Annotated in this window: 11 protein-coding genes; 3 read left to right on the forward strand and 8 right to left on the reverse strand. The window is 59.8% G+C overall.

Annotated elements, in window-relative coordinates:
• Positions 1 to 415: 415 nt before the first annotated feature.
• The gene (locus AE618_RS22330) at positions 416 to 610 is read left to right on the forward strand and encodes a hypothetical protein (RefSeq protein ID WP_054211286.1); all 195 of its coding nucleotides are present in this window, start codon (positions 416 to 418) and stop codon (positions 608 to 610) included.
• Here the strand turns inward: AE618_RS22330 and AE618_RS22335 are convergent.
• Together AE618_RS22335 and AE618_RS22340 are read right to left on the reverse strand one after the other, a co-directional pair.
• Entirely contained in the window at positions 607 to 1728 is a 1122-nt protein-coding gene (locus AE618_RS22335) for a hypothetical protein (protein WP_054211287.1), read from the reverse strand. The two genes, AE618_RS22330 and AE618_RS22335, sit on opposite strands and share 4 nt — an antisense overlap.
• On the reverse strand, positions 1728 to 2144 hold the full coding sequence (locus AE618_RS22340) for a hypothetical protein (protein WP_156330432.1): 417 nt from the start codon (positions 2142 to 2144) through the stop codon (positions 1728 to 1730). The genes AE618_RS22335 and AE618_RS22340 overlap by 1 nt, the downstream gene beginning before the upstream one ends.
• A gap of 531 nt (positions 2145 to 2675) precedes the next feature.
• On the opposite strand from AE618_RS22340, the gene AE618_RS22345 reads away from it, so the two are divergent.
• Entirely contained in the window at positions 2676 to 2870 is a 195-nt protein-coding gene (locus AE618_RS22345; protein ID WP_054211289.1) for a hypothetical protein, read from the forward strand.
• A gap of 199 nt (positions 2871 to 3069) precedes the next feature.
• Here AE618_RS22345 and AE618_RS28160 read toward each other — a convergent pair whose 3' ends face one another.
• Positions 3070 to 3237, reverse strand: coding sequence for a hypothetical protein (locus AE618_RS28160; protein ID WP_156330433.1), 168 nt, complete (start codon positions 3235 to 3237; stop codon positions 3070 to 3072).
• A 200-nt stretch (positions 3238 to 3437) separates the two neighbouring features.
• Here AE618_RS28160 and AE618_RS28165 point away from each other — a divergent pair, with 200 nt between their 5' ends.
• Positions 3438 to 4427 (forward strand): hypothetical protein, encoded by a 990-nt coding sequence (locus AE618_RS28165; RefSeq protein WP_156330434.1) that lies wholly within the window; start codon positions 3438 to 3440, stop codon positions 4425 to 4427.
• Positions 4428 to 4659: 232 nt separating this feature from the next.
• On the opposite strand, the gene AE618_RS22350 is transcribed toward AE618_RS28165, so the two are convergent.
• From AE618_RS22350 to AE618_RS28170, 5 genes are all read right to left on the reverse strand, one after another.
• Positions 4660 to 5724, reverse strand: a complete 1065-nt coding sequence (locus tag AE618_RS22350) for a PD-(D/E)XK motif protein (RefSeq protein WP_054211290.1) — start codon at positions 5722 to 5724, stop codon at positions 4660 to 4662.
• Entirely contained in the window at positions 5721 to 8582 is a 2862-nt protein-coding gene (locus tag AE618_RS22355) for a Z1 domain-containing protein (RefSeq protein ID WP_054211291.1), read from the reverse strand. Before AE618_RS22355 ends, AE618_RS22350 begins: the two co-directional genes overlap by 4 nt.
• The gene (locus AE618_RS22360) at positions 8582 to 10384 is read right to left on the reverse strand and encodes a DUF262 domain-containing protein (protein WP_197280864.1); all 1803 of its coding nucleotides are present in this window, start codon (positions 10382 to 10384) and stop codon (positions 8582 to 8584) included. The genes AE618_RS22355 and AE618_RS22360 overlap by 1 nt, the downstream gene beginning before the upstream one ends.
• 102 nt (positions 10385 to 10486) lie before the next feature.
• Positions 10487 to 11830 carry a DNA cytosine methyltransferase gene (locus tag AE618_RS22365; RefSeq protein ID WP_082365492.1) on the reverse strand — a complete coding sequence of 448 codons (1344 nt, stop codon included), beginning with the start codon at positions 11828 to 11830 and terminating at the stop codon, positions 10487 to 10489.
• A 243-nt stretch (positions 11831 to 12073) separates the two neighbouring features.
• The gene (locus AE618_RS28170; protein WP_156330435.1) at positions 12074 to 12238 is read right to left on the reverse strand and encodes a hypothetical protein; all 165 of its coding nucleotides are present in this window, start codon (positions 12236 to 12238) and stop codon (positions 12074 to 12076) included.
• Positions 12239 to 12279: the final 41 nt, after the last annotated feature.

Below are 12279 nucleotides of genomic sequence, written 5' to 3' on the forward strand. Positions count from 1 at the left end.
CCCCAGCCTCGTGCTCCTTCAGCACCGCAATGATCTGCTCTTCCGTGAATCTTGCTCGCTTCATCAGTCCGTCCTCATCAGGGCCGGACTCTAACTCCGCGTGGAGGAAAAACTCAGTGGCAGGTCAGGCCAATCCGGCTGTGCGCCCACCGCCAAAATGAGCGTCCTGAAACCGGACGCTCCGAAGGTCAGGAAGGGGGCCAAAACCGCCATCTTCGCCAGGGCAAGTTGCGCCAGTACCTGACATTGACGTCGCGCCACAAACCAGACCTTAGCGGCCTTCGTTTCCGAACAGAATGGGCGTTCGAGCGACAGGCTGTAACAGGCGTCGACCTATTACCCGCCTACATGGGATCGCTAGCGCGTCGACCATCGCGCCGACCTTCTCTACCACGCCGACCTGCACCAGCTGCTGTTGCACCTCTACAATCCCGCCGATTGGCCGTTCGACCTGGCGCTGTTCTTGGACACGATGGATGACGACCCGCGCGAATTGGCCGACCAGGTCCTTGCCGACTATCGAGCTCTGGGCAGCAACGACGCCGAGTTCGTGCTGTTGGCGTCGAGCTTGGAGCAAGCGACCAGGAATGTTGACGCACGGCCGAGCTAAGCGGCGTCGGGAATGTAGGCGTTGCTCAACGTTCGGTGGACATCAGACCAGCCAAGCTTGGCCATTAAGCCCTGCTCAATTGCCACCTGGTTCGCCAAATCGTCCAGCTCAACCGAGATACTGAGAAGCGCCGACATTTTGGCGTCGCTATCGAGAATGAACCTCAAGCCGTCGGGTGTCCGAAGCGCCCGTGCTTTGTCCTTGTTGCCATAGCACCAATCGAAAAATCGTTGCGCCTCAGCGAGGATGCTCAGTTCGTTGATATACCCTGCACGCAACGCGGCTCCATCTGCGTGATAAAGCAAGGCTGCGATATCAAAGCTAGGCAGATTGGCGGCGTTTTGGTTCTCGGCGTCGTTTTTCACATTCTTGACCAATCGGACCGCCTTCTTCAGGCCTCCCAGATAAGCCACGTCACGATCGCTGATCAGCTTGATATGCTTGAATGGCCGGTTCGCGATCGTTTCGGGTACCTTCTTGTTCAAGATGGTGACGTCGCGGTCGTGCTTCTGCCGACTAGCTTGATAGGCTTCGGTGTCATGCCAATGAGCAGGCACCACATCAACCGGCCGTTCAAAGGAACCGCCGGAAAGAGAAATTGCCTTGCCGCCACTGCAATCGACGGTCGCCCCCCAATATCGTCGCTTCAGCAGTGCTTCTGCTTCGCTGCGCAGAAAAAACAATGCACTCAGGCTGGTCCGACCTCCAGCGCTTCCATAGAGACTGGCGCGCGCCATGGCGCCGCTGGTCTGGAAGGTAACGAAGCTGCCATCCAGCACCAACAGATCAACGTCACTGACGCCTCGAATATGGACGTCAAGAGGCACTGAACCCTGCAGTTCTGTTTCTACGACCACAGCCAAGCCGTCATGCAGCTGTTTCGAGACTCTCTCGGCTTCGTCGATGCTCTTCTTGGTGTAGGTGCTGTCGACTGCTTGCATCGCGCCAAGCGAGTACCGCGTGTAGGGCTGGCTCAGTGCCCGCCGCTGCCATTTCTCGTCCAGCGACGCGTGGCGAGAAATCTCAAGCTTGGCGCTGTCGTTTAGCCGGTCAATTCGGTCCAGACCCTTTCGTCGAGTCCGAAGATTGGTTAGGCGATCATTGATACTCCGGGGCATTATCTCTGCTCCTTCGTGAGCTGCATCGTGCCAAAACTGAAACGGCCGAGGCCATTGAAGTACTCGCCGTCCCCAGATTGGCGATCGAGTGAGAAAAGGATGTCAGCGGAGCCGCGATGTGGATGTAGGTCGACCTGGCCGACACGAGGCTCATTGCGGTAGGTGTAAAGAAGTCGCCAGCCGACGCTGCTTTCGCAGAGGATCGCAGCTGTAACGCTGGTCGATGTTGATTGCTTTGTTTCCAGGCGGACGCGGAGCTTGTCCCACCGCTGGATGATGATCAGCGTGCCCTTCCAGGGATCGCCTAATGTTTTGTCCGGATTGACTGTTCGTCCCTTCACGGCCCAGCGGCCGCTGAGATTGGGAACGCCAAGAATCTTGCCGATAGGCGCAAAGCGCCAAGCAAAGTTGTCCAAGACCCAATAGAGCCACGCCCAAGTCAGGGCGGCGCTAGTTAGCGATGCGATCCAGACGGTCCATTGCCTAGGAAGTCCTCTGATCTCCAGCCAGGCCCCCAGTCCGGACGACAGCAAGACACCCGCGGCGGATACAGCGGCAGAGACCAAGGCTAGGTACCGGCCAACCTTCGCTCGGTTAAACCCGCCGAGCAAAGCATACTCGTGTTCTACAGGCATCTAACCCAACCGCTGGAGCTATCGGCTATCCCGTGAACAACTTGGGAAGCGCGGTATAGTAAGGCAAGATGTTCTTGTTAAATTCTCCCCAGCTTTTTGCGCCCCCACTCGGTGTCGCAAATGTCCTAAGTCTCTCGGCGCCCCGCGTGCAGGCCAATAGCTCAGCAAAAGCGTGTTGCAAAACTCGTCGCACAGCCTGACAACACTATGAGCCAGGTCGCCGCAGCAATCGGTGTTCACCGGGCGACGCTTTACCGAGCATTGGGCGCGGGCAACTGAGTGGCGCAACTCTCACTGGTCGGGATATCGAGTTTGGTATCGCTCGTCAGGCGCGAGCCAATCAGCGAGATAGCTGAGGGGATCTTGCTCGCCCAGCATCGCTCGCGCCAGCGCCAGGCGGCTTTGAATGTGCTCCCGGCGATCCTCACCGAGGTGCTCCAGCCGCTTCTCCGCCTCCACGAAGAAGCGCTCAACAGCGGTATAAGCACCGACTATCTCAGACGCTGACTGCTGTCGGGGCGACGGATGTGCGCTATCGCGGCGCCGGGCCCGCCCTGAACGACATCGTCTAGGGCCAGATCGAGCTTTTGGCGGCCGGCGATCGGCCTTGCGAAAAGCGGCCAGATCAGGCGCTCGCCGTCACGATGCCGAAACGCTGGCCAGCCTTGCCCGAAGCGCCGACCTTCGACGTGTCTGAGGTGAAGGGCTACGAGACCGTCGCCTCGTTCGGATTCACGCCCGCAGCAATGGCGACTTTTTCAATGGTATGGGCGCGCATTTGCCAGAACTCCGTCCGTTTCAGGACGGCATTGGGGGCGGACGCTGACATTGGCTTGATCGATTGGGCGCGTTGCTCGCGCAAGACAATGCCCATGCAGTTGCCGCGAGGAACTGCAACTTCGACATGGAGCTACTCATTGGCCGAACGATCTCGTGGCCTTAGCCCTTTCCTCGCTTAGGCGGTCGTGTTCACCTATCAATGGTCGGTCTGAGCCGTTAAGTGAGGTAGTCGATGGGGCTGCCGTAGACCATGCTGACTGGTAGCGAACTACTTTGCCGTTGCAGGATGCGGGCATGATCCCTAACCGCCTGATTGCCAACCTCGCGAATGCAGCAGATGCGGCCCTATCGCCGATCTTGCAGACAGGAGCCTCGTCCCATGGGCAAGCTCCCCCCACCGGCGAGGTGGGATTTGTCGCAGCGGCAGTTCTCGGGGGAGTGCCCGCAATCGCCAGTGCATGGAACCCTATCCTTGGGCCGGCGGGTTACCATGTAAGAATGAGCGGCGTCTTTTGTCATAAAGCCCCTCAAGCGACATTCACTGACTCTGCCGGCAACAGTGTAAGCTGCGAACTCGCTGATCTCTTGGTTGTCGTTGACGACCTTACGTCCGGTGGCTCAGGGCAAAGGTGGGCAGCGCTGATCCAAGCGAAAATGGCGGCCGCGGGTGGCGGTAAGACGCTCACCGGTACGCTCGATCTCCGACAGCTCGATCTTTTCACGCGCTGGCCGCTATTCTCGCTTCCTACTGGATATCGGCAGGGTAATCGCGATTTCGCCACATGCGGACATAGCGGTGCGCCTATCGACTGCGGCCGTTACGGTTTGATCGATGGCCAGCCGAGTCCTAAGTGGCACCAGCAGGCACCTTCGACGGTGATGTCGGCAGGCGGAGATCAACTAGGTTCGTTTTTGGCGCATATGGTCGAAGTGGGCCAGTCGGGGTTCGGTCGCGAAGCTACCGGTACAACTGACGACTGGTCGATGACCGTCGACGAACTGCTGAACTTAACCTACGCGAGCGTATTTAACTACGTGACGGGGTTTGGCCCGAGCAATCCGCAGCCACGCCAAACGTCCGCTTTATCGCTCGTAGCGACAACTCCCCGAGCATTCCGCGTCTCAGATCGCCCGATATTTTACTATGTTCGAGACAACGTCTGGTGGGAAGACCGTCCTCCGCCGTCCGGAGGTAAACCTGAGTTCCCCGACGACGGACTCCCTGAGATGAGGGGATTGAGCGTGCTGCGGATCGGCATAGGCGGTGACGGTATCGAGCGGTGACATCGCGGCTAGCGCTGAGCATTAGGCGAGGCGCAGGCGACGCGTCGGCCGGGCGATAACGTCGGGCCTGTCCTTGCACAATGGGATATCGCTTTCGCATGGAGCATCGGTGCCCGATTGCCACGGGTGAATCTTCCGCGCTGGTTCGATCACGCCGGCTTGAGATTGCATTTCCGAATAAGCCGCGCAGAATTGGCTGGCGGATCCGGGGGGCGTGCCCCACAACCCCTCATCAGAGGGAATGGACCATCCCTGCGAGTTCTTGCTGCCATCTCGGCGCTGGATTGAAAGCTGATACCTGGTCGGGCAAATGCATCGCAAAGCTTAAGCTAGCCGGCGCGACAAAGGTCTTGGCTACGGCCTCGCGCCTCAGAAGACGCATTGCTGTGTCTGCGACACGATAGAGGCGTGGCTGGAAGGTTGCCGTGTATCGGGTCGCGTAAGCGCTCCAATCATGCATCGTCGCGTGCCGGTAGCCCACGCCGTTCGCTGCGCCATATGCCTCCACGCGTGTCAGCAAAGCTAGCTGAAGGGGCCCGAATTCTGTATCGTTGCCCAGCATCGCAAGAACCTGATCGACGATGGTCGGGAGGCTTTCCCCCATCGCTGTCGATGGCATCAAGCCGACGCTGAGCAAATGCAATTGCTCCTGGGCGCCGCTGGGAAGTTGGGCCGCCTCAAGCTGGTGGAAGCCAGAAAATTCGTGGATCGAACTCACGGACTGGGTCGTCTTTACCTCGATCGAGTTCGCTCCAAAAATGAAGTCGCGCCCGCCGCCGGGCTGCCAGCCCTGCCAAGCCTCGAGAATGATGCCCTTCAGATGATCTTGAGATCCGATACTGAGAAGGCTCTGTCTCAGCACGATGAGTTCACCGATCAATCCTATGATGACATTTTCCGGCAATGCGCCGCGCCGGATCGCCATCTCGATAATCGGCTCCACGTCACTGAAAGCGGCTTGCGAATCGTCCCCGACACCCAAGCCAGCACGAAGGAGTTCGACAGCGATCAAGGCAGCCACCGAGGCAAAATGAGGGGCTGATGGAAGGACGATGCGGGTCGCCGGAAACGGGTCGCCTCCGCTTTGCGGTTGCCATTCGCCATGCTGCAGGTGCCGGCGAACGAGAGGTGACGTCGCCACGAGTTCGGCGCCGCGAAGAAAGATCTCGTAGTCCCCACTGGCGCCCCGCGCAACGGCCAGCAGCTGGGAGAGCCACCGTAGGTTCCTCGCTTCTCCGTCCGGCGCCTGCAACGCTTCAAGATCGTCGCGGAGCGCCTCAAACGTGGGATTGTTCATGCCCGCAGCGCCGCGACGTGATCGGGGCCGCCATGCGGCAGACCAAGCCCCATGGCGACCAAGTCGTTCGGAGCGGTATCGCATCGGATGACGTGGAAAAGGACAAGGCCAGGATGGCCCCGAGGGCGCCATGTGGCGCCCCCCTCCAGCGACGGAAAAGGTCGTGTGCCATGATAATAGTAATCGACCAACTCGTCGCCGATATAGGAGCCGCCGTATCCCCGGGTTCCCCACAGCGTCTGCAGTGATTTTTCGCTGGGCGAAAGCTGGCGGGTCATCGCCCTGATTCCGTGCTTTATAAGTCGGGGGTCTTGAGCCTTCTGGTCGCCGAAGCGCACCGCGACGTAGAAGCGGGGTCCGGGCGCTGAACTGGCATCGGCATAGGACCAAGGCACGTCGGGACGGTCTGTCGGGTAAAAGCCTGGTGCGTGGCGGTCGCCTCGTAGCGCCTCCCAGAGCCGAAGGTAAGCGGCAATCGAGTATGGGCACGACTGTGGCTCGACGGCGTAGGCCTGCGGCGCCTGGCCGGGCGGCCGAAAGAGCCGGTCGGTCAGTCCGAGAAGGGCTTCGTAATGGTGCCAGCGTAGGCTCAATTCGTTGCTGGGATCAGGATCGTGGTGGCCATAACGAAAGCGATCGAGCAGGTCAGCCAAGGCGAGGAGTCCGATCGGCTGTTCCCGAATGATCCCGCGCTCGAAGCTATTGGCGTCCGCCAACGGAACCCATCGACCGTTGCTGCAGATATCGCTCAGCACGTCCACATTCGCATTTGCCAGCCCACCATCCACCGTCTCGACCAAGCGAATGGATGGTCGCGGCCCCGGCGAGAGCGGGACCTTCCGGCTATCAACCTTGCTGGTCGCGAGGAACGAGGCACCCTGCAGCACCAGGATCGAAGAGGCCGCATTACCTGTCTCATCTTCCATCTTCCGCATTATCTCGGACTTCAACGCGTTGTCGTTGACGTGGTAGCTCCGAAATAGCTGGAGTTGGTCCTCAAAGGTCAGCACACGACAGAACGGCAGATGCGGCCCGCGATAGCCGAACCACCTTTGCATCTGCATCTGGGTGTCGGCTGCCGGTTCGGTCGCGCTGCGTAGGAAAAGGCTCGTGGATAGTCCCTCTAAGGTCAGCCCGCGAGAAAGCACGTTACCCGCGACGAAAATGGACAAAAGATCCGGCGCTGGCGCGTAGCCGCCAGCGACCTGTTCGGGCTGAAAGCGCGGCCGGTCGTCTGAGGCAGGATCGCTGTTTAGGACTCTGATCGCGACATTCGGAAAAATCTCTTCGATAAGGATGCAACGGATCGCTGCCCACGAGGCGAGAGCGATAGGTTGGTAGGGCGCGCTCGGCATCGTCGCAAGCGCGATGCGGGTCGTCTCGAACTGTGCAAGCCAAGCCTGCCATGTTTGTTCCTCGGCATCCAACCGCTTCACGAGGCCTTCGACAGACATTCTCAGCTCGGGTAACCCGATATCCTCGTCGGGAACGACGGTTCGTTGCTCCTCGCCCGGCAAAGACATCGACCAACGAACGATGTCGACCGCCGCACTGAAATGGTCTCCCTTTCGTACTGAGGGGTGGTGCAGCATCGTGTGGGCTAGAGGAGACGCGGCCCTCGCCGCGTCGGCCGTATCGAAGATGGCGGAGCGCGCCATCGTGAGCGACACACCGCTCTGGTGAAGCCGAACGGCAGCGCCTACCAGAAAGCTTCGCAGCGCATCGGAGAGCATCTCCCAGCGCAGGGCCTGATGACGCAGATCGAGTTCCGCCTGACTCTCGCCGACGCGAAGCTCGGGGAACGGTGAGGGTTTGACCAGGGCAGCCCCGGGAATTCCTTGCAACCGCTCGTAGAAGATCTCGCCTCCGCAATAGTAGCCGCTTAAGCCTCTCGGCTCTGTGAACGTAAGGGAGCGAGGGCTAAGGGCGCCGGAACCTCCGGGCACGCGCAACGCCGCGTTGAAATCGCGAGGCGATAGAGGGTTGTGCGTCGCTTGTAGAAAGTTGGCCTGCGGCGTTGCGGTGTAGGCCACGTAGCTTGCCAGAAGGTTCTGGTGGCGGGTTTCCGAGAGGTCCGAGTCGCCGCTCCAAAGAGCGGTGATTAGGCGTGGCGTCACCTTGAGCGAGCTTTCACTATCGAGGACTGACGCGTCGTCCGCCTCATCGTCGAGCAGAAGCATCTTGAACGGCGCCTGCCGCGCGTTCAGGAACGGCTCGTCGATAACATGCTGCAGAAATCGGCGCAGCATCAGCAGATGGTCGTCCTCCTTGGGAACCACGCAGATGATTGGCCGGCCGGCTTTTAGGGCCAGCTTCGCCAGTTGGCGCTGAAGGTAGCGGGAAGGCTCTGCTCGCTGCTCGTTCAGGATGTCCGCGGGCTGCGGTAGAATGAGCCGTTCGGCGCGGCGCCAGTAGGCGTTCTCGGGGGTCGAGCCGTCGAGTTGTGCTAGCAAGCGTTCATAGGTCTGCAGCCAAAGGCCGACGCGGGTCCCGGCCAAGAGGATGATCAAGTCGACCCGACGGTCGAGAGCCATCGCGGCGACGCCCAGCATGCTAGCCGTCTTGCCGGACTGGACCGAGCCGACGACCATGCCAGTCCGAACGCGGCCGGCAGGCCAAGCCGCTTGCTCAGCGTCGGGTCCCGACTCCGGGATGGCTCTGTCGATGATATAGCGCGCGTCATCCTCTAGGATCTGTACCCCGCTCTCCGATTGGCGGGTCACAAGGGCGGAGCGGTAACGCGACCACCAGTCGTCTTGGCCCGCGCTTGAAGTATCGACACCAATCTGGCCACGCTGTTTTTGTGCGGCCGGCACCACAGACAACGGTCCGATCCAGGATTGAAGATCGACGACCATCAGATCGGGATCTTGCGGATTTCGATCAACGCCTGGATCGCGCTGTCGCCGTATCGCTCGGTAACCTCCGAATGAGCCAAAGACAGGTCAATCCCGAGTGCTTCCAATATCGATGTCGACGACGCCGCAATGTGCGCCCACTGCGTCTTGTTCTGGGTGCTTTCCGGCCCGACCATCACGGCGGTGCGCTGACGGACCGCCTCTAACCCGCCGATGATGCGATCCTGCTCGCCCATGATGACGAGTACGAGGCACGCCATGAGGCTCGCCACGACCGGAAGCTCCTCCCACCGTGACGCCATCTCGCTCTTGCCTTTGCGTCTGAACCTCGGGTGCCATGCATCCGAAACCGTCTGGTGAAGCTCCAAGGCCGCGATAAGATCGGTCGAGAGATTGATGAGCGTTTGGTTCGAGGTGAACTGCGCGAGGCGGCCACCATCGATCGCACGTAGGAACTCATCAATGTGACTCGCCGTGGACGGCGTTCGGTACGCACCGTCGGGCGCCTGGGCGGGTTTCATGATCAGGGTCGCCACGGTCCACAGCAGTATCTTGGTCCGACGAAAGCGCGTTACTCCGAAGCCTAGATCTTTGATGATTTGATGCGCATCCGGCTTCGGATCGATACCTGCCTCGACCAATTCGGGCGCAATGGTCGCTTCGGGCCTGTCGCCGCTTACAAAAAGAATTGCTCGCGATATGGCTAGGTGGTTGAAGACCGCGTTGCGAATTTCTTCGGCATTGAGCTTTATTCCTTGTTGATTATATAACTGAAAGACACGATGGATGTCCCTAACCTTTGTATCTTTATAGATCAGGACAGGTATGAAATAGTCGCAGGGCGTCTCGAAGAGATCAGCCACCGTGATCGTTTCTCCAGCTATCGTAACGGACTCATTTCTGATATCGCAGTAGTAGCGTCCACCCAGCTTAACGAGCGGATGACCCTCGGGGTAGCTCTTCGTCTTGAACGGGAGGTAGTTGTCTCGGATATCCGCCGCGCGCAATGAGTTGCGCCGTGCGAATTGAGCGAAGTTGGTCTTGAAGACCTCGAAGTCTTTCATCTGCTTCGCGTTCTCCAGCCCTTCCGGGTGGCTACCCATGAAGCGGAGGATCGCAGTTAGACGTTGTTTTCCGTCTACGATCTGAAACCGTTGGCTGTTCGACATCTTGGCCAAGATGATCGACGGCAAGGGGATACCACTGAGAATCGACTCGATGAGCATCTGCGAATCTGAGTTCGACCAGACGAAATCACGCTGGTAGGTAGGGTTGAGGTCGAGGTGCTGTTGCGATGCGCGACCCGCAAGGTCGTAGATGCGCCACTTGTCCACGCTGGCATTGATTGAGAGCGGCTCGACGATGGGGGGCTCATCCCACGCCTGGACCCACGCCTCGGTGGCGGCGGCGACCGATCGCTCCTCTTCCTCAATGAGCTGCAGGAACATGGTCCGGTTGCTGGCGGCCCGGCTGAGCCGCTCTTCCAGATTTTGCGCTCCGAACTCGGTAAGCCGGACGAGCCCATCGATGACGACGAAGCTGACAGCCGCTTTCCCGGGGGAAAGCTCATCAAAGAGCCGAAGCGCCACCGTCTCTGGAGAATCCTCACCATCGAAGCTGGCATCCAGGTTGAGCCAGATTCCGACTTGGAGCACTCGCGAGAGCCAATCGCTGGACGTGAAGGAAACGTCCGCGCCGTCAAAGGCCTGAGGCGCTTTTACGCCGCGGAGCTTCGGCACGAAGCTGGGCTGCGACAGGTCGCTTAGCAAGGAGCTTATCTGGTCGTAGTCTAGATCGATCACGCCGCTCTCCACCCCACGCTTCCCCATGCTCCTAGGCAACTTCTTTGGGCTCGCGGCGGACTGGCCCAAGACCATTCCGATCGCTGCACCAAGCCGTGCCCCTTAGCCGACGCTGGCTAACGCCTCGATTTTCTCATGCATATGCGTCAAGGGCAGCGAAGGTTGGGCGCGCTCGACTTCTGTCGGTAAGCCCAGGAGCGCTGTTGCAACCGCGTTTATGACGTCGACGTTCACGGCATTTCCAAGCGCCTTGAAGGCCGCGCCCTGCGTGGCAGGCAAATGCTCCAGTTTCCCCATGCTTTGAAGACGTGCGCATTCGCGCATTGTCATATAGCGGCGCTCCCAGGGAATAACGGGGACCTGGCTGGTGGTGAGGGCAACGAGCGATGGGGAGGACAGCGGCCGCTTGGCTCGGATGCCCGAGGCCCGAAACTGAATGATTGTGCTCCAGATGTCGCGAGGCCCGCCCTTCCAGTTCCATTCAAGCTTCTGGAAGCTCGGCGCGAAGGTACTGATGCTCGGCAGCCAAGGATCAATCACAGCCTTGTGGCGTCGATAGAAAGCTCGATTTTGCTCGATAAACGCGACCTTCCAGTCCGGGAAGGCGTCGTCCGGATCGCGTGCATAGGCCGGCAGAGCGGCGAGCACGGCCTCGGCGGACAGATCCTTTAGCGGCGCCCCCAGGGCGCCCTTGAAAGAGCGGATCTCCGTCAACCCATGCTTTGTCGGCGTCGCCGTCTTGAATGGGTAGGTCGCGCCAAACTCCATGGCCCAGATAGGAAAGGAGGGGAGGTCCTCGTCTGCCGGGATGGCATCAAGGAATGCCTGCCACGCCGTCAGATAGGTGATGAAAGTCTCCGTCAGGACGCGAGCCCCAGCAGGATTCTTGTCGAGAACGTTGCTAATGCTGAGTTGATCGGCGGAATGCGTCGGCTTCGGCCACTCGAAGCGATCCAAGCCGGTACGAGCACCGACGATGATGGCTCGATCTCGGACCTGCGGAACGCCGAAAAGGTGCGGCGACAGACGCGCCGAGTCGATCGCGTAGCCAGCGTCGCGCAGCCTTTCCTCGATCCGGCGCCAAGTCTTACCCGAATCGTGTCGCATCAGATTGGGCACGTTCTCGATCATCAGAAAGCGCGGCTCGTGCTGATCGAGGATCCTGATAACGTAGTCGAAGAGATCGCCCCATTGGGGGCAGTCGAAGCCCTTTTGATCTCCGGCTTTGGAGAATGGCTGGCACGGGAAGCCGGCGCAAAGGATGTCGTGAGCTGGGACCTCGACGTAAGAAGTCCGTATGTCGCCGTGCGGCTTCAGCCCGAAGTTCTTCTCGTAGAGCGCCGCCAATGTTGAATCGAGTTCTGACGCGAACACCGCTTTATGGCCAAGGCCCGCGAGCGCCTGGTGGAAGCCGCCCAGGCCGGCGAAAAGGTCGATAAATTTCATCGCAGCGCGCTCACGACAGGGGAAGCTTGAGCGGCAGTTTCGCGTCAGTGTGACGATCGTGCAGGTTCGTCACTGCCTAGCGCACCATGTACTGTAGGTTCACAGATGGCTTCTGACGCTCGCCAAGCTCGCGCAGGGCGGCGTACTCGGCCGCATCTAAGGCAACGGTGAACCTCTTCATCTGAGTCGGTTGAGCCATGATTCCCCGCGCACGCCAGAATGCACTAAGTTGGTGCGCGTTGTCTAACTCAACCGATCTCGAAGCTGCTCACAAAAGTCGGGGCGTTCGTCGGTCGGTTCCTCAGTCGCGCAGATGTTGATGTCGCCAAGAATCGTCCGTCCTGACGCCGTCTCGATCAGCGTCATGTCGCCGTTGCCGACTTTGAAATGCTGGGTCTTCGCAGCCATCGCTTCAGTTCGGGTCTGCAGACCTCAAATCGACGTTCATT

This window comes from Allobosea vaviloviae, from assembly GCF_001298265.1.
Lineage (GTDB): Bacteria > Pseudomonadota > Alphaproteobacteria > Rhizobiales > Beijerinckiaceae > Allobosea > Allobosea vaviloviae_B.